The sequence below is a fragment of the Actinoplanes sp. NPDC051494 genome, from assembly GCF_044454705.1.
Classification (GTDB): Bacteria; Actinomycetota; Actinomycetes; order Mycobacteriales; family Micromonosporaceae; genus Actinoplanes.
The window spans coordinates 16,801-36,700 of the sequence record NZ_JBITDZ010000002.1 but is presented as its reverse complement, the minus strand read 5'-3'; the positions used below and the strand labels follow the sequence as shown (position 1 = coordinate 36,700).

General features: G+C 69.5%; 20 protein-coding genes and 1 pseudogene. 11 read left to right on the top strand and 10 right to left on the bottom strand.

Features of this window, described 5'->3' with window-relative positions:
- The first annotated feature begins 150 nt into the window (after positions 1–150).
- Both ACIA6A_RS07020 and ACIA6A_RS07015 read left to right on the top strand, forming a co-directional pair.
- Positions 151–615, top strand: a complete 465-nt coding sequence (locus tag ACIA6A_RS07020; protein ID WP_396096517.1) for a DIP1984 family protein — start codon at positions 151–153, stop codon at positions 613–615.
- Positions 616–961: 346 nt separating this feature from the next.
- Entirely contained in the window at positions 962–2,185 is a 1,224-nt protein-coding gene (locus ACIA6A_RS07015; protein WP_396096516.1) for an MFS transporter, read from the top strand.
- Between the two features lie 26 nt (positions 2,186–2,211).
- Here ACIA6A_RS07015 and ACIA6A_RS07010 read toward each other — a convergent pair whose 3' ends face one another.
- A complete protein-coding gene (locus ACIA6A_RS07010; RefSeq protein ID WP_396096515.1) occupies positions 2,212–2,907 on the bottom strand; it encodes an aspartate/glutamate racemase family protein in 696 nt (231 codons plus the stop codon).
- Positions 2,908–2,993: 86 nt separating this feature from the next.
- Between ACIA6A_RS07010 and ACIA6A_RS07005 the strand changes: the two genes are divergently transcribed.
- A complete protein-coding gene (locus tag ACIA6A_RS07005) occupies positions 2,994–3,821 on the top strand; it encodes a hypothetical protein (RefSeq protein ID WP_396096514.1) in 828 nt (275 codons plus the stop codon).
- A gap of 62 nt (positions 3,822–3,883) precedes the next feature.
- On the opposite strand, the gene ACIA6A_RS07000 is transcribed toward ACIA6A_RS07005, so the two are convergent.
- Both ACIA6A_RS07000 and ACIA6A_RS06995 read right to left on the bottom strand, forming a co-directional pair.
- Positions 3,884–7,444 (bottom strand): AAA domain-containing protein, encoded by a 3,561-nt coding sequence (locus tag ACIA6A_RS07000; protein ID WP_396096513.1) that lies wholly within the window; start codon positions 7,442–7,444, stop codon positions 3,884–3,886.
- On the bottom strand, positions 7,444–7,821 hold the full coding sequence (locus ACIA6A_RS06995; RefSeq protein WP_396096512.1) for a hypothetical protein: 378 nt from the start codon (positions 7,819–7,821) through the stop codon (positions 7,444–7,446). Before ACIA6A_RS06995 ends, ACIA6A_RS07000 begins: the two co-directional genes overlap by 1 nt.
- Before the next feature lie 408 nt (positions 7,822–8,229).
- Between ACIA6A_RS06995 and ACIA6A_RS06990 the strand changes: the two genes are divergently transcribed.
- The 3 genes from ACIA6A_RS06990 to ACIA6A_RS06980 all read left to right on the top strand — a co-directional run bounded on the left by ACIA6A_RS06990 (position 8,230) and on the right by ACIA6A_RS06980 (position 11,354).
- A complete protein-coding gene (locus ACIA6A_RS06990) occupies positions 8,230–9,336 on the top strand; it encodes a sensor histidine kinase (RefSeq protein ID WP_396096511.1) in 1,107 nt (368 codons plus the stop codon).
- Entirely contained in the window at positions 9,333–10,010 is a 678-nt protein-coding gene (locus ACIA6A_RS06985; protein ID WP_396096510.1) for a response regulator, read from the top strand. The genes ACIA6A_RS06990 and ACIA6A_RS06985 overlap by 4 nt, the downstream gene beginning before the upstream one ends.
- A 105-nt stretch (positions 10,011–10,115) precedes the next feature.
- On the top strand, positions 10,116–11,354 hold the full coding sequence (locus tag ACIA6A_RS06980) for a fumarylacetoacetate hydrolase family protein (RefSeq protein ID WP_396096509.1): 1,239 nt from the start codon (positions 10,116–10,118) through the stop codon (positions 11,352–11,354).
- Between the two features lie 69 nt (positions 11,355–11,423).
- Here the strand turns inward: ACIA6A_RS06980 and ACIA6A_RS06975 are convergent, their stop codons facing one another.
- On the bottom strand, positions 11,424–12,089 hold the full coding sequence (locus ACIA6A_RS06975) for a TetR family transcriptional regulator (protein ID WP_396096508.1): 666 nt from the start codon (positions 12,087–12,089) through the stop codon (positions 11,424–11,426).
- Positions 12,090–12,195: 106 nt separating this feature from the next.
- On the opposite strand from ACIA6A_RS06975, the gene ACIA6A_RS06970 reads away from it, so the two are divergent.
- The 3 genes and pseudogenes from ACIA6A_RS06970 to ACIA6A_RS06960 form a co-directional block, all read left to right on the top strand.
- Complete coding sequence (locus ACIA6A_RS06970) at positions 12,196–13,116, top strand: SDR family NAD(P)-dependent oxidoreductase (RefSeq protein ID WP_396096507.1); 921 nt, start codon at positions 12,196–12,198, stop codon at positions 13,114–13,116.
- 439 nt (positions 13,117–13,555) lie between these two features.
- A complete protein-coding gene (locus ACIA6A_RS06965) occupies positions 13,556–14,200 on the top strand; it encodes an NAD-dependent epimerase/dehydratase family protein (protein ID WP_396096506.1) in 645 nt (214 codons plus the stop codon).
- Positions 14,201–14,460: 260 nt separating this feature from the next.
- Positions 14,461–14,652: pseudogene (locus ACIA6A_RS06960) on the top strand (DUF4158 domain-containing protein); the annotation flags it as partial.
- Here ACIA6A_RS06960 and ACIA6A_RS06955 read toward each other — a convergent pair.
- The 5 genes from ACIA6A_RS06955 to hxlB form a co-directional block, all read right to left on the bottom strand.
- Positions 14,651–15,523: a hypothetical protein gene (locus ACIA6A_RS06955; protein ID WP_396096505.1), complete on the bottom strand. Its 873-nt coding sequence runs from the start codon at positions 15,521–15,523 to the stop codon at positions 14,651–14,653. The pseudogene ACIA6A_RS06960 and the gene ACIA6A_RS06955 overlap by 2 nt on opposite strands.
- Positions 15,524–15,558: 35 nt before the next feature.
- Positions 15,559–15,711 carry a hypothetical protein gene (locus tag ACIA6A_RS06950; RefSeq protein ID WP_396096504.1) on the bottom strand — a complete coding sequence of 51 codons (153 nt, stop codon included), beginning with the start codon at positions 15,709–15,711 and terminating at the stop codon, positions 15,559–15,561.
- Positions 15,692–16,030 carry an SDR family NAD(P)-dependent oxidoreductase gene (locus tag ACIA6A_RS06945; RefSeq protein WP_396096503.1) on the bottom strand — a complete coding sequence of 113 codons (339 nt, stop codon included), beginning with the start codon at positions 16,028–16,030 and terminating at the stop codon, positions 15,692–15,694. The genes ACIA6A_RS06950 and ACIA6A_RS06945 overlap by 20 nt, the downstream gene beginning before the upstream one ends.
- A 210-nt stretch (positions 16,031–16,240) precedes the next feature.
- Positions 16,241–16,864, bottom strand: a complete 624-nt coding sequence (hxlA, locus tag ACIA6A_RS06940; RefSeq protein WP_396096502.1) for a 3-hexulose-6-phosphate synthase — start codon at positions 16,862–16,864, stop codon at positions 16,241–16,243.
- Between the two features lie 29 nt (positions 16,865–16,893).
- Positions 16,894–17,274, bottom strand: a complete 381-nt coding sequence (gene hxlB, locus ACIA6A_RS06935; protein WP_396096501.1) for a 6-phospho-3-hexuloisomerase — start codon at positions 17,272–17,274, stop codon at positions 16,894–16,896.
- 11 nt (positions 17,275–17,285) lie between these two features.
- On the opposite strand from hxlB, the gene ACIA6A_RS06930 reads away from it, so the two are divergent.
- Positions 17,286–17,807 (top strand): LuxR C-terminal-related transcriptional regulator, encoded by a 522-nt coding sequence (locus ACIA6A_RS06930; protein ID WP_396096500.1) that lies wholly within the window; start codon positions 17,286–17,288, stop codon positions 17,805–17,807.
- A 34-nt stretch (positions 17,808–17,841) separates the two neighbouring features.
- On the opposite strand, the gene ACIA6A_RS06925 is transcribed toward ACIA6A_RS06930, so the two are convergent.
- Positions 17,842–18,840 carry an NADP-dependent oxidoreductase gene (locus tag ACIA6A_RS06925; protein WP_396097605.1) on the bottom strand — a complete coding sequence of 333 codons (999 nt, stop codon included), beginning with the start codon at positions 18,838–18,840 and terminating at the stop codon, positions 17,842–17,844.
- A 122-nt stretch (positions 18,841–18,962) separates the two neighbouring features.
- Between ACIA6A_RS06925 and ACIA6A_RS06920 the strand changes: the two genes are divergently transcribed.
- On the top strand, positions 18,963–19,829 hold the full coding sequence (locus tag ACIA6A_RS06920; RefSeq protein ID WP_396096499.1) for a LysR family transcriptional regulator: 867 nt from the start codon (positions 18,963–18,965) through the stop codon (positions 19,827–19,829).
- Positions 19,830–19,900 lie beyond the last annotated feature (71 nt).

The following is a 19,900-nucleotide window of genomic DNA, read 5'->3' as shown; positions in this document are numbered from 1 at the left end:
CGACGGGCGGATCCTCGACTGCCGGATCACCCCGAGCTGAGTCAGCCATCCCCGGAGATCCCCGTTCGACCTTTCGAGGGGTCTGTTGTTACTCGTTGGTGGCCGGGGAAAATCCGAGCCGACGCCGATCCTGGACGGCATACTGCTGCCATGAAACTTGCCGAAGCTCTCGCGCTGCGCGCAGATGCGTCGCGCCGTACCGAACAGCTCCGCTCCCGTATCACCAGCAGTGCTCGTTTCCAGGAAGGTGAGAACCCCGCCGAGGACGCAGCTTCTCTGCTGACCGAGGCGGGCGAGGTGCTCACCGAGCTCGAGTCGTTGATCAGGCGGATCAATCGCACCAACGCCGTGACCCCGGTCGAAGGCGGCACCCTGACAGACGCGCTCGCCCGGCGAGATGTCCTGCGCCTGCGCCATAGCCTGGTCACGTCCGCGGCTGACGCGGCGGCCGGTGAGGGTCAGCGCGGATACCGGCAGCTGCGGTCCGAGTTGACGATGATCCCGGCGCTACCGGTCGCGGAGCTACGGCGCCAGGCCGACGATCTGGCCCGGCAGGTCCGAGAGGTGGACACGCTGATCCAGCGGGTCAACTGGGAGGTCGACGTGCTCGGCTGACCGACGCGGAGCAGGTAACCGACGTGGAGGTGTGCGCAAACCCGGGAGCCGGCGGGTAATCCGGCTCACTCCTGGCGCGCCGGGGGCAGGCGTGGGGGTTCGATTCCCCGGCATACATCGCATGCCCAGCACGCGGCACAGGTGACGGCCCACAGGGCACAGCACACCACCGAGCGCAGATCCACGACGGCGAGGGCGGGATCGGGGAACTCCGCGTCGCTCATGAACGGAACGGTCCATACATTCCCCCGAAGCTCAACAAAATGGGAGCGGTCGCCGTGATCAAGGTCGCCCTGGCCCACTGAGGGGTGTGGCGCGGTGTCGCGGGGATCGCCACACTGTCGTGGTGATCCCCGCCGCCGTTCCGACCGACCCGGCCGCGCGTATGCGCCGGGGCATCCTCGTCGCGGTCGCGCTGACCGCCCTCAATCTGCGCACCGCCGTCACCGGTTTCAGCGTGCTGACCTCGCAGGCCGGTGCGGAGTTGCGCTTCGGGCCGGTGGTGGCGGGCGCCATCGGGACCATCGTGACGGCGTGCTTCGCGGCGGCCGCGTTCGCCGCTCCCCCGCTGGCCCGCCGGCTCGGCCTGGAACGTACCGCCGCGATCGCGGTGAGCGCCGCGACCGCCGGCATCGTGCTGCGGGCGCTGTCCTGGTCACCACTGGTCATGATCATCGCCACCGTCGTCGCGTTCGCGGGCGTGGGCGCCGCGAACGTGGTCCTCATCCCGATCGTGAAGGAGCATTTCCCGGAGCGGCTCCGGGCGGTCACCACCATGTACATGGTGCTGTTGCAGGTCGGGCAGCTGGTGGCACCGCTGATCGCCCTCCCGCTGACGAACGCCTACGGATGGCGTACGGCCGCGGGGGCCTGGGCCGGTGTCACCGCGGTCGCCGCCGTGCTGTGGTTCGCCTCGATCCGCGGGGTGCGGCGGCCCGGGGACACGCGGGCTCCGGTGCCGCATCGCATTCCGTGGCGCAGCCCGCTGCTCCGGGGGCTGATCGGCCTGATGGCGATGACGGCCCTGCACGTGTACACGCTGGTGACCTGGTTCCCGACCATGCTCGTCGACGCGGGGCTCAGCTCCACGTCCAGCGCGCTGCTGCTGTCCTGGTTCGCCGGGCTCGGTCTCATCGCGGCGTTCGTGGTGCCGCCGCTGACCACGCGGCTGCGGAACCCGTACCCCATCGTGGTGGTCTGTGTGGTGTTGATGGCCACCGGTTATGTGGGCATGCTGCTCGCGCCGAGGGCCGGCGCCTTCGGGTGGGCCACCGCTTTCGGTCTCGGGGTGAGCACTTTCCCGCTCTGCCTCACGCTCATCGGTGTGCGGGCGGCCGACACCCAGAACGCCTCGGTGCTGTCGGGCGTCGTGCAGGGCACGGGATACGGCATCGGTTGTATCGGCCCACTGCTGCTCGGTGTCCTGCATCAGAGCACCGGCGGCTGGGGCTGGATCCACGGGGTACTGGCCGTGACCCTGCTGATCACCCTGGTCACCGGCTGGGTGGCCTGCCGCCGTCCGGGCGACGGGGAGGGCGTGACCGACATCGCCGGCCCGGTCGATCGCTGAGCACCCGCCCCGGCCCGGCCCGCGGGTCAGGCCGGGGCGAGGACCCGCGCTACGGCGGCCTCGACGTGGATGCGCGTGGTCGCGAAGACGGGCACCGGGCTGTCGTCCGCGCCGACGAGGAGCTCGATCTCGGTGCAGCCCAGGATGACGCCCTGCGCCCCGCGCGCGACGAGCCGCTGGATGACCTCGCGGTAGGCGGCCCGGGACTCGGCCCGGACGACGCCGCGGACCAGTTCGTCGTAGATGACGCGGTGAACGGTCGCACGGTCCTGCGCCTCGGGGACGATCGTCTCGATCCCGTGCGCTGTGAGCCGGTCGCGGTAGAAATCCTGTTCCATCGTGAACGCGGTGCCGAGCAGTCCCGTACGCGTCAGCCCGGCATCGCGTACGGCGGTGGCGGTGGTGTCGGCGATGTGCAGCAGCGGGACGGACACCGCCGCCTCGATGATGCCCGCGACCTTGTGCATGGTGTTGGTGCACAGCACCAGGATGTCGGCGCCGGCCACCTCCAGGGCGCGGGCCCGGGCGGCGAGCAGATCGCCGGCCTGGTTCCACTGCCCGGCCACCTGGAGCGCTTCGATCTCGGCGAAGTCCACGGAGTCGAGCAGGATGCGCGCGGAATGCACCCCGCCGAGCCGCTCCCGCACCAGTTCGTTCGCGAGCCGGTAATACTCGGCCGTCGACTCCCAGCTCATGCCGCCCAGCATCCCGATCGTGCGCATCGCTACCTTCCCACCCCATTGTTCCGGTACGGCCATTGTCCGGCAGGTGCAACCTCAGCCCTCCCCCCGCCGGGGTCATGGTGAACGTGAGACAACGAAGAGGCTCGGGTGGACCCGAGCGCGACGCAGAGTTCCACGCCTTCGTGGCCGCGAAGCGGGGCGCCATGCTCTACCCCGCGCGGCTGCTGGCCGCCGGCGACCCGCATCTGGCCGAGGACCTCGGTGGACCGGTCGAGGCGGCATCGGAGGACGCCATCGTGGCCGACCTCGCCCGGGGCCGCCGCGCGGTCCGGCGCCGGCGGACCGCCCAGGCGACCGCCGGCTCGGCGTTCGGTGTCGCGGCGATCGTGGCGGCCTTCTCCTTCGCCGGCCCCGGCACCGCCCCGGTCGGCAACCCCAACGCGGCGCCGCCCCCGGTCGTGACCGCGAGCGCGTCCGGCCGCCTGAAACTCGTCGACTACCGGGGCACCCAGTCCCGCTGGTTCGAGATCGACACGGTGCCCGAGGGCTTCTTCATCCAGCGCGACAACGTCGCCGGCCTCACCCTCGCCCCCGAGGCGGCCCGGCACCGCCCGCCGGGCATCAAGCCGTCGACGCCGGCGGACGAGCTCTACGACCCGGAGGTCATGACCGGCAAGATCGCCATCTACCTGGAGCTGAAGGAGTACCGCGGCGAGCTCTCCGGCGACACGCTCACTGTCGCCGGCAAGCCGGCCGTCCTGCACCCCCTCGAAGGCGGAGCACAGCAGCTCATCCTGCAGGTGACCCCCCAGGTGTACGCGACGATCCAGGTCGACGTGCCGCTGAGCCGCGAGCAGGTCCTCGAGATCGGCGCGGGCCTGCACGTCCGCCAGGACGCGGTCGACCGGATGTCCGTCGCGGCCGGCATCATCCCGGAGAAGATCAGGAAGTAACCACCGCTGCTGCCCGCCCACGACATCGTGGGCGGGTATCCGGGACCGGTCCTGCTGTTTTCTCAGCTCAGCAGATCTGCGACCAGTTCCGCCGCGACGTCGCGTGGTTGGGCGAGGCAACGCCAGACCGGCACCCTGAGGACCGATGCGGGGCCACCGGTGACGTCCAGGCGAGCGAGGACCTTGCGGAACGCCCGGCCGTCGGGATCGCCGGCGGGATCGTCGACCAGCACCGCGAGTTCGCGGTCCGGACCGCTCACGACGAGGTCATGGACCGAGCCCTGTACGGAGACGTCGCGTCGCACCGTGAGGCCACTCCCCCGGAGCGCCGCGTGCAGCTGGTCGGCGGCATCCACCGGTCGCCCGTGGTCTGACGCGCCGCGTCCCGCACCTTGCGCCACCGAGGCGAGGAGACCGCGCTGGCCCGACCACCAGGACTGATCACCGACGATGACGAGTTGCGACTGAGCCCGGGTGATCGCCACGTTCCAGAGATTCGTCTGATGCACGAGCCAGTTCCGGGTCGGCCCCTGGATGCCGTCCGCACCGACCGCCGAGATCACCATGATGTCGCGTTCACTGCCCTGGAACTTGTGGATGGTCCCGCAGGTGACCTCAGCGGTGGCGAACCCCGCCCGGCGCAGGGCCAGCTGCAGGGCCCGTTCCTGCGGGGCCAGAGGTGTGACAACGCCGATCTTCGCGTCCGGGAACATCGCACAACTCTCGGCGACCTGCCGTACGACCTCGTCGACCTCGGTGGGATTGCTACCCGACCCGCTGTAACCACGCTCGAACGTGCCGGCGACGTGCCGCCATCGCAGTGCCGGGTCCGCCTCGGCGTTGAGGCGGCGTGGATCCGTGAGCACGGTCAGCCGCCCCTGGTAGACCTGCCGGTTCGCGGGCTCGATGATGTCCGGGTGACACCGGTAGTGCTCATCGAGCAGGTAGGCGAACCCGGCGCTCTGCGCGAAGGCGTCGTACGTCGAATGACGGGTGAACGTCAGGCCGCGGTCGTTGAGCCAACGGCGGGACAGGCCCGCGCGGTCCTGAAGGTCGAGATCCTCGCGTTCCGAGAGCGTGACAACCGGCTGCAACTGACGGGGATCCCCGATGATCAGAGCCCGATCGGCGCGGAACAGCATCGGAAGGATCGCCGGGATGGTGCACTGGGCCGCCTCGTCGATCACGACCAGGTTGAACAGAGCCGGTGTGGGCCGGAACTGACGCGCTGACATCGCGGTCGTCGCCCACCCGGGCAGTGGTGTCAGCAGCTCGGGAAAGCAGGCGTATTTGTCCGGGCGGTCCTTGGAAAGCTCCTCGATCCGCTTGCGCAGCAGCGCCGATCCCGCCGCGACCCGGCGGATCACCTGTGCCCTGAGGAGATCCACGCTGTGTCGCGGACGTTCGGTCCCGGTCAGCTCGGTGAGCCGCCGCCAGTCCTTCTCCAGCTCGGGCAGCCGGCTGAGCCCGGCGCGCCGGTCGCGCCACCGGGCCTCGATACAGGCGTGCCGGCCGAGATCCTCGACGGCGGCTCGATCGCGCACACCGTACCGGCGGCGCAGCGACCATCGGTACCACCAGCCGAGCAGGCGGCTGGTCGACGCCCGATCGGTGAGTTCGACGAGCCGGGCCAGGTCCTCGTCGGCGTCGGGGAGGGCTAGTTCCGGCGGCTTCGCCGACCGTTCCGGCGCGAGGTCCGCGAGATCGCGCTCCAGCAACCGCCGCTGATCGAGGTGCGCGCGGAGCGAGGTGATCTCGGTGGAGACGATCCTCAGTTCGCCGGCCGGTGTCCGCTCGTCCGGCGCCGCACGCCCGGCGGCACGGGCCGTACTCAGCAGACCGGCGAGCAGCTCCGGCTCGGCGGCCCGGACGGCTTTGTTTCCCGTACGGACGAGCAGGCCCTCCCCCACCAGAGCGATCGCCTTGTCGGACACCGAACTGACCGCCTGATTGCCGGTGGAACCGACGAGGACCCGCTCGTTCGCGGCGGTGGCGGTGGCCAGCAGGGCGGTGACCAGCTGGCTCTTGCCGGTGCCGGGCGGGCCCTGCGCCACGGTGATCCGGCGGGACATGGCCGCGGCGATGATCTCTTCCTGCGCTTCGTTCAGCCGGTCAGGAGCCACCACCGTGACATCTCGTCCCGGGGTGTCAGCAGGAGGTTCGGCGAGTGCGCCCAGGGCCGTACCGCTGATCGCGGTGGGATTTTTGATCATGTCTTCGAGGTCTTGCAGCAGTGCCCGCTGCGGACCGCCGGCATCCTCGGTGAACTGCAGGATCGCGGCGTTCTGAACCCCGTCGACCGGAGCCGGCCGAACGGTGCCGGTGAGCTCGGCGGGGTCCATCGCGCCGACCTGCTTGAGGCCGAGGGCATTCATGAGCAACTCGATCGACGCCACCAGGGACGCCGGGTCACCGGGGGTGAAGACCTGAGCCACCCGCTCGGTGAGCTGCTCGGTCTCGATGTCCGACAGCTTGCGGGCGTCGGCGAGAGCGAGGTGGGGCCGCGGCGGGAAGACGGCGTGCAGCGCCCCGTCGGGGCTGACATTCACGTCGCAGACCAGCAACGGTGCCAGCACGGGTGACGCCCACGGCTGGGGTTTGACGGCCGTGACCCCGTACCCGTAGATCAGGCTCTTGCCGTTCGCGGAGGCCTGCCGCGCGAGCTTCGCGATCTGGGCGGGCAACTGGACCGGACCGGCAGCGGTGAAGACCCGCTCGGGGCCGCCGGGAAACACCACGTAGGAATTCGAAGCCCTCGGATCGATGAACGACTGAAGGACCGCCGAACGCCGCAGGCAGGCGACGTAATATCTGAGCAGCTTGCGCCACTGGTCGGCGTCGAACGCGGCATTGTCGTCGCCCCCGCCACCCACCGCGGGATCGGCAGCGTTGCCGGCCTCTACGGTGCGGACCAGCTTTGCCGCCTCGGTGACCCCTTCGCTGGACTCGACAGGATGGTGCCGGCGGCGCCGGGCCATCTCCGCCATGGCGTACCGCGACAGCTCGCTCGTGGTGAGCCAGCCGTCCTCGCCGCCCTCGGCACGTCCCCGCAGACCGTCCAGCAGCACTTCGGTGAAGACGGACGGCTCGTCCGGCCCCTGGACCTTGGACGCCTCCAGATGGGTACTGGACGTGAGAATGAACGTGCCCCGCTCATGCTTTCCACGCCGGGGTTCCGCACGCATTCCCCCGCTGAGGCGCGCCCGGGCGCTGAAGGAGCCTGAGAAACAGCAATCGAGAAGAACCACCTTGTGTGTGGCCTGGGTGTGATTGAGCAGGTGCCGCAGCTGGCCGTCGGTGTCGAACGCGGTGGCATGCAGGCCGCTGGTCACCGTGTCGCTCGCGGCGAGAAAGACCGACTGGTTGTCCGCGTGCTTGACCCCGTGCCCGGAATAGTAGAAGAGCGCCAGGTCACCCTTCCGACGAGCACCGTAGAAATCCTCGACGGTCTGCACAAAGGCTTTCGCCGGCAGGTCGAGATGCGCCGACACGTCGTCAAACCGTCCCGCTTGATCCAGGACAGCCTTCAGCTGGTGCACGTCATGCCGGACCGAAGGCAGCGCTTTCAGCTGCGGATCGGCATCGTAGTCGGCAGTCCCGATGAGGAGCGCGTAACGCCCCATCAGCGCGGAAGTCGCTCGATCGCCGCCCGCGCGATCCGTATCACTTCTGCGGCCTCAGCCCGCGTGGGCTGCTCCAGGGTGAGGTCGACATCCGCGACCCGGAGCCGCACGGTACGGCCCTTGTTGCGACTCAGGAAACCGACCAGCAGGTCGACAATGCTCTGCACGATGGCCGGATCGGTGCCCGCCAGCAGGCTCAGCGACCCGAGCGCGAGCTCCAGCGTCCCTTTGCTGCCCGGAGCCGCGGACATGGTGCTCCGTTCGACCTCACCCACGCTCCGCAGATCGTCGGCGAGCTCCTCGGTGACCCGGTCCAACTCGAAATCGTCATCGTCCGGAAGAGACCCGAAGTCCACCCGGAAGACCGCCTGCAGCATTCGATCTCCTCCATACGCAGCGACCAGCAGCGTAGGTCGAAGCGAACCCACTCGACAGGAGGTGTCGGATATCTGCATCGATGTCACGGCTTCCTCTGCCCGAGCAGAGCTACGCCAGGCTGCACGTGCATGATCATTTGATGTCTGGAGTCTCGCTACGGGATGTCGAGCTGCGGTGAGCAAACTGACTCTCGCCAGCCATCCGAGCCTCGGCGTGCCCTCGGCGCGGCCCGTCACCGAGTCGGACCTTCGTCTGAGCATTGCTAGCATTCCCGCACCCGAAGCCAGGAGCAGGTCATGCCATCGCTAGTCACCCGGCAGGGTCGCGCTCTCCCGTTTTGGGCTTGGTGTGCCGTTGCGCTGTTCGTCACGGGTTTGTACACCGTCACGGTTCCGCTCACGAGCGCTGTGTATCAGCTGGATCTCGCTGTCGCCTTTTCCGTCGCCACGGTCCAGTGCGGTTCGCTGGTCCTCGCGGTTTTCAGGGCCCGGACGGCAGCGGTGGTGCACCTGGCATCGATCGCAGTCCTGGTGGTCGCGATTCGTGATTCGGCCGGCGAGCCCTGGCCGTTGCCGGTCACCGGGCTGCTGTCGCTGGGTGGGCTCACCGTGCTGCTGGGCGTCCGGGAGCGATGGACAGTTTCGGTGAGCACGTGGTGGTCGAGCATCGCCCTGCTGGTGGCGCTCATCGTCATGTCGCCGCAGCGGTACGCCGACCCCGACCACTGGGGGACTAACCTGACGATCTACGCCAGCTACACGGCCACCGTGCTGGTGGCGGCGATCGCCGCTGGTCAGCGGGGCAGGATCCGGGCCGATCTGGCGGCGGCCCGGCGCGATGTCGCGCTGGAGCAGGCCCAGCGGCTGCATGTGGAGGAACGGGCCCGCATCGCGCGGGAGCTGCACGACGTGGTCGCCCACAGCATGTCGCTGGTGCACATGCAGGCGATGTCGGCGCCGATCCGGTTGAAGGGTGCGAGCACGTCGGTGGTCGACGGCGAGTTTCAGGACATCGCCCGGTCTGCCCGCACGGCACTGGCGGAGATGCGTCAGCTGCTGGGCGTGCTGCGGTCCGACGACGCCGACCTGCTGCCGCAGCCGCAGCTGGGTGACATCGAGGATCTCGTCGCCACTGTCTCGCGGGCGGAGGTGCCGATCCGGGCGAGCATCGACGCCGACGCGCACCAGGTGAGCCCCCTGGTCCAGTTGACGACCTACCGCATCGTGCAGGAGGCGCTCAGCAACGTGGTCCGCCACGCACCCACTGCCGCCACCGACGTGACCATCACCGCCGACGGCGCCGCACTGCACGTGTCCGTCCGCAACGAGCCTCCCGCCACCCGACCCGGCCCGGCCGCCACCAGCCCCGATCAGGGCGGGCAGGGACTGCGCGGCATGCGCGAGCGCGTCACCGCGCTCGGCGGCCGGCTCGCCACCGGACCGACCGACGACGGGGGCTTCCTCATCGACGCGACGATCCCCGCCGCGATCGACCACCAACCGGAGAAATCATGACCATTCGTGTCCTCATCGTCGACGACCAGCCCATGTACCGTGCCGGTCTGTCCGCGGTCCTCGGGGCCGAGGACGACATCACCGTGGTCGGCGAGGCCGCCGACGGGGAGGAGGCCCTCGCCCGCAACCGGTCCCTGCGTCCGGACGTCGTCCTGATGGACGTACGGATGCCGAAGCTCAACGGCATCGACGCGACCCGCAGGCTGCTCGGCGCCGACGGTCCCGGTGCTGTCCCGCGAGTCATCATGATCACCACCTTTGACATCGACGACTACGTGTACGCCGCGCTGGAGGCAGGTGCCAGCGGTTTCCTGCTCAAGGACGCGGACGCCCAGCAGCTCGCGACCGCGGTCCGGGTCGTCGCGCAAGGCGATTCCCTGCTCGCTCCCCAGGTGACCCGGCGGCTCATCGAGAACTTCGTCAGCAGCAAGCCGGTCGGCCTGCAGCCGACCACGGTCTTCAACAGCCTCACCGACCGCGAACGGGAGGTCTTCGGGCTGATCGCCGCCGGACGGTCGAACGCCGAGATCGGCAAAGAGCTGTTCATGGCCGAACAGACCGCCAAGAGCCACGTCAGCCGGATCCTCACCAAACTGCACCTCCGCGACCGCGTGCACGCGGTCCTGCTCGCCTACGAGACCGGACTGGTCACCCCGGGGCACATACGCCGGTAGGGGGTGCCAGCACTTCGAGGGTGATGCCCTGACCCTGATCACGTTCGTACGTTTCTTCCTGTCACCGCGACGGGCGGCGGCGGGAACGCATCAGGGGAGAAGGACATGACCAGCAGCAACTCGAATCGTCGGCGCAAGGCTCTCGCCCTCACCGGTATCGTCGCGGCCGGTCTGGCGGTGGCGGGCCTTGGATCGTACGGGGTCGTACGCACCGTTCCGGCGAAGTTCCCGGTCGTCTACTCCGAGCAGATCCCGCCGGGCACCACCGAGCGGGTCGCCATTGCCGACCCCGCCACAGCGCTCACCTTCGCCCGGGTCGACTCCGGCTCAGGCTCCCGGGTCCTCGCGGTCACGGCGTACGAGAAGGGGGCCATCCGCGGTGTCGAGCTCGGTGCCTCCTTCACCGAACCGATCGCCGCCTTCAACAAGCTCGGCTACCAGGCCATCCAGGCCATCGCCGGTGACCCGGCCCGGCCGCAGGTCACGGTGCCGGCCACCGACACGCTGACCTCGCTGGACACCCACTCCCACCACGTCGGCACCGGCACCAACTACAAGGAGCACCAGGCCGAGGCGTCCATCGAGGAGCCGTTCGTCTTCCCCAAGATCGCCACGCTCACCGACTCCCACAGCCTGCTCCCGGCGGGAAGCCACGGCCTGCTCGACTACGAGGTCGAGCTCGGCATCGTCGCCCTGAACGACATCACCGCCGCCACCGGCACACCGCAGCACGTCGGCCTGGTCCTGTCCAACGACTGGACCGACCGCGAGCTGCTCACCGAACAGATCGAGCCGGACAACCTCACCGGCGGCGCCGGTTTCACCAACGCCAAGAGCCAGCCCGGCTTCCTCAGCACCGGGGACCTGTTCGTCATCCCCGCCGACTGGCAGACGTACTACAAGAGCCTGCAGCTGGACCTGTTCGTCAACGACGACCTGCGCCAGCGCGCCAACCCGGCCGACCTGATCTGGGACGTACCCACGATGATCGACAAGACGATCGCCGCCGGGGACCGATCCTGGGACAGCGACGGCGTGCCCACCACACTGACGGCGAAGCCCGGGATGATCCCGCAGGGCACGATCCTGCAGACCGGCACTCCTGAGGGCGTGGTCTACCGGGCCCCGGACACCCGGCAGCGGTTCCTCGGCTTCATGGAATGGGCCGGCAGCCTCGGCACCAACGCCGACTCGGTCGTCGACTCGGCCCTGAAGGTCTACGTCCGCGACGCCAAGAACGCCGACGTCTACCTCAAGCCCGGCGACACCATCGTCACCCGCGCCGACGGCCTCGGACAGATCTTCACCACCATCACCGCCGGGCAGCGCGCCGAAACCGAATAACTCCTCACCGCCACCACCCGCCCGCCCCCTTCGCCACACCGGTGGAGGGGGCGATGTCGTCTTTCGCCATCAGCGGCGGGCGAGCACGCCCAGGAAAGTCACGGTCAGCGCCTGCTTCAGATAGTCGCGGGGGTCCAAGCGGGAGCGGGCAAGGTCGGGTTCGGTGTGGTAGGCAGCCTCGAGGCTGGGTGGTGGTGTTCTGTACGGCGCCAGCGCGCCGGCCGTCAGCATGGTCTGCAGGCAGCAGAACGCCGCGTCATCCCCGAGCTCCGGCAGACACTTCTGCACCAGGGCGGCCATGGTCGACAGCCGGGCCAGGGAGGCGCGCTTGTAGCGCGCGACGATCTCGACGGAAACGTTGTGCTCCAGGACGCCGGCCTGCGCGCCGAAGAGTTCGCACAGCACGACCCGGCCGGACAGCGATCGGCTGAGGGTCTCCGCTACCGCCACCGCCCGTTCGGCCGGTGGCAGGGTGTCGTCGACGCCGGTCGCCAGCTCGCTTGCCAGCTGCGTCAACCACTCCTGCAGGAAGCGGTCCAGCAGATCCAGCAGCACCGCCTCCCGCGACTCGAAGTAGCGCAGCACGTTCGGCTTCGCGAGGCCGACCCGGCGGCTGAGTTCGTTCAGGGTGACCGCGGCGACCGGCATCTCGTCGAGCATCGCCGATGCCCCGTCGAGGATGGCCCGGCGGCGGATCTCCCGCTGCTCCTCGGTGCGCGCCCGCTGAAACGTCATGACCACCACCCTAACTTAAATACCTCCGGTACGTTGACAACGAACCGGCGGTACTTTAATGTCGTCGGCACAAGATACTTCCGGTACTTAAAGCGAGGGGCACGACATGAGCGACACGTGGACGACGGCGAACATCCCCGACCAGCGCGGCCGGGTGGCCGTGGTGACCGGCGCCAACACCGGGCTGGGGTACGAAACCGCCAAAGCACTCGCCGAGCACGGGGCAATCGTCGTGCTCGCCGTGCGCAACGTCGAGAAGGGCAAGCAGGCCGCGGCCCGCATGACCGGCGACGTGAGCGTTCAGGCACTCGACCTGACCTCGCTCGACTCCGTCCGCACGGCGGCGGCTGAGCTGCGGTCCCGGCTCGACCGCATCGACCTGCTGATCAACAACGCCGGCGTGATGTACACCCCGAAGCAGACCACCCGCGACGGCTACGAGATGCAGTTCGGCACCAACCACCTCGGCCACTTCGCGCTCACTGGACTGCTGCTGGACCGGCTGCTGCCTGTGCCCGGCTCCCGGGTGGTCACGGTCAGCAGCACCGGCCACCGCATCCGAGCCGCGATCCACTTCGACGACCTGCAGTGGGAGCGCACGTACAGCCGGGCCGGCGCCTACGGCCAGTCCAAACTGGCCAACCTCATGTTCACCTACGAGCTGCAACGCCGGCTCGCCCGGCACGGCACCACCGTCGCGGTCGCCGCGCACCCCGGACTGTCCAGCACCGAACTCACCCGCAACAGCCCCGCCCTCTTCCGGCTCCCGATCACCCTGGTCGCACCGCTGGCCACCCAGACACCCGCCATGGGCGCCCTGCCGAGCTTGCGCGCCGCCACCGACCCCGCCGCACTCGGCGGCCAGTACTACGGCCCCGGCGGAAACTTCGAGATCAAGGGCCACCCCCGGCTGGTCACCTCCAGCCCGCAGTCCTACGAGGTAGCCATCCAGCAGCGGCTGTGGACCGTCTCCGAAAACCTCACCGGGGTGCGGTTCCCCGTCATGGCCGCCAGCATCCAGAACTAGTCCCTCAGGATCGCCCATCCCGGAACGCCGGCCCACGGCCCGCATCCCGCGGCTCCGGCGCTCTGCAGCGGCGGCGATGGCGCGCAGAGCGCAGCCCTGGCCTGCATCGAACCAACGGCTTCATTCTCAACCCGGAACGCACCGCAGATCGCGGTCAGCATCGCCGGCCGACATTGCGGCACCGCACTCGGGCGGGGAACGACCAGCGGCCGGCCGTCACCGCAGAGCCACGGCGCCGGCCATCAGCTGTCGCGATGGGGCCCGGCCGGACACACACCAAGCGGATCACTCCCCGGCTCAACGCCTTCTCCTGAGCCTGCAGATCAATCGGGCTCCGGTCGGCTGCCCCACCCCGCACCTCACCCAGCCCTGGCCCTCATCAAGATCAAGCCGACGACACGCCCTTGAAGCACAAAATCGCCTATGAAGGGGAACAGACATGAATGTGATTATTTTCGGCGCGACCGGCATGGTCGGCCAAAGCGTGCTGCACGCGAGCTTGCAGGATCCGGACGTCGAACAAGTGCTCGCCGTGGTGCGCACGCCGACCGAGGTCAGGCACCCAAAAGTACGCGAGGTACTCCTGGACGACTTTGCCGAGCTGACACCGATTGAGGACGAGCTGGTCGGGTACGACGCCTGTTTCTACTGCCTCGGGGTGTCCTCGGTCGGCCTGGACGAAGCCGCTTATACCAAGGTCAACTACGAATACCCGGTCGCCGCCGCGCGCACGCTCGTCAGGATCAACCCTGACATGACCTTCGTGTACGTCTCGGGAGGTGGCACCAACCCCGACGGCCGACAGATGTGGGCCCGGGTCAAGGGCCGAACCGAGAACGCCGTCATCAAAACCTTCAGGAACGGCTACGCCTTCCGTCCCGGTATGGTCCAGCCCACGTTCCGCGCCACCTCGAAGACCAACTGGTTCCGCACCCTGTACGCGTTCACCGCCCCCGCATTTCCGCTGCTCGAGAGAGTCGCCCCGCAGTACGCGATCACCACCGGGCGGCTCGGCCGCGCCATGCTGCGCGCCGCCCGCACCGGGTTTCCTCACCACATTCTGGAGAACCGCGACCTCCGCTAGTCTGACCAGCTCACGCACGGGCCATCCGCACCGCGCTGGCCACTACCAACGGCCCGCTCGCCACCGACGACCCTGACCGGACGGCTCGACCGGACGGGGCTGTACCCGAAGCGGTGTTTCTGGCCCGACGCTGCGCCGACACCGCCTGCCCGTAGTTTCCAGCCCAAAAACAACGGTAGGAACTGAGGGTTGATCAAGCTCTGTCCCGAGCCCTAGCGTGCCGTCCGTTTGGTGATGGTAGATGCTCAGGCGGTAGGTTTGTGGCAACTCAGGATGTGTTCTCGGCGGAGGAACTGGCGCGGCTTCGGGGCTTCCCAGAGATCAACCGGGCCGAGCTGATCCGGTACTTCACGTTGACCGGTGCGGACGAGGCGTTCGTGCGCCAGTTCCGCACGGGCCGCAACGTGCTGGGCGTGGCGGTCCAGCTGTGCACGCTGCCGTGGCTCGGGTTCAGATGCCGCTGGGTGCGGGCGGCGGCCATGGCGCGCCGACCGGCGTGACGGCCGGCATCTGCCCGGCGTCGATCAGCGTGGATGACAGCGTGGTCAGGAACTGATGGATCGGGGCGATACGGTCCTCGCCGATCCGCCTCCGTGGGTCGGCGGCCGCCTTGTCGGTAACCTGTTCGACCCAGTTGCGCAGGGCTGGTGCTTCAGCGGTGATCTCGCCCTCGGCGTCGACCAGGCCCCGGTCGAAGAGTCTTGTACTAGCGGCTCGCCAGCTGTCGTCGTCGATGGAGCGGGTGGCGCGCAGCATGGCACTGTCGGTGTGTTTGCCGGCCCAGGCGGCCATCAGCACTTCGCTGTCGTGGACGGCAAGGCCGGCGGCGATCAGAGCGGCGACGTCTCCGTCACCGCGGTGTTCGCGCAGGGTGTTGAGGGCCCGCCACAGCCGGGCCCATGGCTCGGCCTGAGCCGGAACGCTCTGGTTGGCTGCAGCGAGGGCGCGGCCGCTGGTGTCGAGATGCTCCACTGCTTCGGTGAGCAGGTCCGCCATATCGCCCAGGTCGGCCGGCGGGTCACCGATCTGCGGGCTGGCGGCCCGAAGCACGGCTTCGTGGTTGGCGTCGATCGCAGCCTGCGGGGTCAGCCGCTGCCAGGCGTTATCCAGCACCGCGAACACGGGCGCGGGGAAGCTGCGGAACGCCGACGCGGCGACGGCCGGTGGCACCGCGCCCAGGGGTGCTGAGCGAAGCACAACGTACGCGGCACGGCCTGGTAGACCGGCGCGTTCGGTGATCGACGCGGCCTCCGGGGTGAAGAACATGCTGACGGTGAACGGCTCGGACGCCGCCCAGAAGGCACGTGCCCACTGAGCGGACATCTGCGAGCGTGTGCTGCTCGCTGGCATGGACACGCTCAGCGCTGGGCGTAGAGGTGCTTGACGATCTGGGTGGGCTGGGAGCCGAAAAGCACCCGCAGCGGCGGGTTCTCGGCGTCGACGATCTGCAGCAGGGCAGGGCCGGCGGCGTCCGGGTCGCCGTAGGAGGCGCTACCAGCACGGGCGGCCATGGCGTCGCGCAGCGGCTGGTAGGCCGGCTGGGGCTCGGCGTGAACCGCCGACGCCGCCGATGGTGGAGATCTGGATGATGTGGCCCCTTCCCTGCTCCCGCAGGATCGGCAGAACGGCCTGGGTGACGTAGAAGACGCCGAACAGGTTGGTCTCGATCTGGTCGCGTAGCTGCTGCTCGCTGATCTCCTCAACCGCGCCGAACAGGCCGTAGCCGGCGTTGTTGACCACGACGTCGAGCCGCCCGAACTTCTCGTAGGCGGCGGTGACTGCGGTTTGCACGGCTGTCTTGTCGGTGACGTCGAGGGCCAGCGGCAGCACCTGCTTGCCGCTACGCGGGCGGCCAGGACGTCTTCCGTTACTACCGCGAGTATCTGCGGCCGAGGACCCCCGCGACCTGCTCGGCATCGACCGTTTCTTCGGCCAGTTCGACTGGGGTGGCATGCCCGCACCATCGTCGAGGACTCGGTGCACCGCTACGCCGAGCAGATCCCCCGGCGGTCCGTGCCGCCACCGGCACTCGAGGATCGATCAGCTGATCGCGGCGCGGATCTTCGCCGCCGCGGCGGCGACGTCGGGGGCGCTGTAGATCGCGCTGCCGGCCACCGCCACGCGGGCGCCGGCCGCCTGCACCGAGGCGACCGAGGTGGCGCTGACGCCACCGGCGACCGAGAACGGCACGCCTGACGCCTTGCCGTCGTCGAGCAGGGTCTGGAACGTGAAGCCGGGCTCGGCCTGCTCGTCCAGACCCGCGTGCATCTCGACGAACCGGGCGCCGAGGGCGACGGCCTGCCGGGCCCGGGCGGGCTTGTCGGCCACTCCGATCAGGTCGACGACGATGCCCTTGCCATGCTTCTCGGCGGCCTTGACCGCGCCGGCGATCGTGCTGTTCCCGGCCGATCCGAGCACGGTGACGAGGTCCGCGCCGGCGGTGAACGCGATGTCGGCCTCGAGTTCACCGGCGTCCATGGTCTTGAGGTCGGCGAACACGATCTTGTCCGGGTGCGCCTTCTTCACCGCGGTGATGGCGGCGAGGCCCTCGCTCTTGATGAGCGGGGTGCCGAGTTCGAGGATGTCGACGTGCGGTGCCGCAGCGGCGGCAAGCTCGAGGGCGGCGTCGATGGAGAGGGTGTCCATGGCGAATTGGAGCTGCATTTTTCTGGTTCCTTGTCCTTGAGGGAGGGTCATTCGAGGTTGGCGTGGGTCGGCCACAGGTCGTCCGCGGTGCGGCCGCTGCGCTGCCAGAGGGTGTGGAACAGGGCGTCCCCGAGCAGGACGACGCCCTGTTCGAAGAGGCTGCCGGCGTACTGCGCCGAGCTGGTGCCGCTGCGGTCCGTCTTGGTCGCGGCGGGGAGAAGCACCGTCGCCGTGGCGAGCCCGGTCAGTGGTGACCCGGCGGCCGTGGTGACGGCGACGATCGTGGCGCCGGTCCGGACGGCGGTCTCGGCGGCGCGTACCACGGTCGGTGTGGTGCCGGAGCCGCTCGCGAGCAGCAGCACGTCGCCGGCACGGATGGCGGGGGTGGTGGTCTCGCCGACGACGTGGGTGGTGATGCCGAGGTGCATGAGGGCTGGACGTGCAGTTCGTGGAGCCGCCCGCGAGCGGGCGGGCGCTGCCCGGCGATGTGGCGCAGGCGGCCCGCACGATCGTGCGGACCGCCGTGCTGGCGCTGGTCGACGCCGGGACCGCCGCCCGGGTCCGGATCCAATGGGACTGCGACGGCCGTAACCTGCTGGTGGAGATCCGCGACGACGGGGCAGGCACGCTCGACGCCCACGACGACGCGGTCCGGCCCATCGCCGAACGGGTCGCCGCCCTCGACGGCCAGCTCCGGGTCGAGTCGACCCCGTCGTGGGGCTCGCTGATCGCCATCACGATCCCCTTGGACCCGCCCGCCGCCAGCAATGCCATCGACGGCCAGCAGGACCTCACCCAGCGCGAGCGTGACGTGCTGCGGCTGGTGCTGACCGGTGCCGGTAATCAGGAGATCGCGAAGACCCTGGAGATCAGCGTCAACACGGCGAAGTACCACGTGGCGAACCTGTTGAAGAAGTTCGGTGCGCGGTCGCGTACGGAGCTGGCCGTGCTGTCGCGCTGAAAGGCGTGGCCACCGGTTGTTGTCAGGACGGTGGTCACGGGAGCACCGTCAGTACGATCTTGCCCTGGATGTGGCCCCGCGCGGCGCGCGCGTGCGCACCCGCCGCGTCGGACAACGGGTAGGTGCTGTCCACCCCGACCTGGAGTTTGCCCTCGTCGAACAGGCGCCCGATCGTCGCGAGCTGGGGGCCGTCGGACCGCACCTGGATGTTCGACACCGCGATGCCCAGCCGGGCTGTCTCCTCCGGGTCGTACTCGGCGAAGAACACCGGGAGGATGGTGCCGCCGCGTTTGACGACGGTGAGGAACCGTGCGGCACCCGGGCCGCCGACCGCGTCGATCACCACGTCGACGTCGCGGGTCACCTCGGTGGCGTCGGTCGTGGTGTAGTCGATGACCTCGTCGGCCCCGAGCTTGCGCAGGAACTGCTCGTGGCGGCCCGAGGCCACCGCGATCACGTGCGCGCCCTTCCACGTGGCCAGCTGCACCGCGAAGTGGCCCACTCCACCGGCGGCCCCGTTGACCAGCACGGTCATGCCCGGTGCGAGCGGCACCGGGGAGTGCACCCGGCCGGTGAACGGCGACGGCACCTCGTGGCCGAGATCGATCAGATACTGCCAGGCGGTGAGTACGGCCATCGGGGCCCCGGCGGCCTGCACGTGATCGAGGGCGGCCGGCTTGCGGGCCAGGTCCGAAACCGGCGCGGCGACGTACTCGGCGTAGGTGCGGCCGTCGAAGCCGGGGAAGCGCAGCATGCCGAAGACCTCGTCACCGACGGCGAATTCCCGCACGTCCGGAGCCACCGCTTCGACGACGCCCGACAGGTCCGTACCGGGGGTCAGAGGGAATTCCAGCGCGGGCCGCATCTCGGGCGGCATGACCGTCAGGCCCTCGCGCAGATACCAGTCCGGTGGGTTGATGCCCGCGGCGTGCACCCGTACGAGCACCTCACCGGGTCCGATCTCGGGTACCGGCACGTCGTCGTACCGCAGCACGTCCGGGCCGCCTGCTTCGTGGAACTGGATCGCCTTCATCACGCCTGTCGCTCTCCTCGGGAAATGGTGCTCCCCCAGTCAAGGCCCGCGACGGCATCGCCGTCCAAGACCGGTCCGGCAACCGATCATTCCGAAACGGCATGACGGGTACGCTGGGCCGGGTGAACGATCTCGGACAGGACCTGGAACTGCGGCTGGTGCGCTACTTCACCGCGGTGGCCGAGCACCAGAACTTCGGCCGGGCCGCCGCCGACCTGCACGTGGCCCAGCCGGCGCTGAGCCGTCAGATCCAGCGGCTCGAGAAGCATCTCGGCGCGCGACTGCTGGACCGGATTCCCCAGGGCACCCGGCTCACCCCGGCCGGGCAGGCTTTCCTGCCCCGGGCCCGGGCCCTGCTGCAGGCCGCCCGCCAGGCCGAGCTGGCCGTCCGCGAGCAGGCCGGGACCGAACGGATCACCATCGGCTACGTCGAGGACCTGGTGATCACCGCCGCGGTCCGGGAGCTGCGCGACCGCCACCCGGACGCCGAGATCACCACCCGGCACCTGAACTGCCGCGACGTGGGGGCACTGGCCGGCAAGGACGTCGACGCCCTGATCGCCCGGTCGCCGCTGCCGCTGGCCACCGACGACGTGCGCACCACGCCGCTGTACGAGGAGGCGCGGATGCTCGTGGTCCCGCGCGGGCATCCCTGGGCCGGGCGCGCGTCGGTGACCTCCGCGGACCTGGCCGGCGAACAGGTGGCACCGTGTGCGTTCGAGACCACGGACTGGACGTCGTACCAGCTCCTCGGGACCGACGTACCGCCGACCGAGAACTACGAGGACAAGCTCGAACTGGTCGCGAACGGCCGGGCGCTCGCCGTGCTCCCGGTCGGCGACCGGCGCAGCTCCCTGCACCCCGACCTGGTCACCGTCCCGATCGAGGACGCCGCCCCCAGCCAGGTCGTCCTGGTCAGCCGCAAGGGCGACCCGAACCCGATGATCAGGAGTCTGCGGCAGGCGGCCCGCGCCGTCCTGCCCGCCTGACCGGCATCACGCGAACGCCCGCCGAGCGTCGGTTATCAACCTCGTTCGGTGCCGGCTGCCGATGATGACAC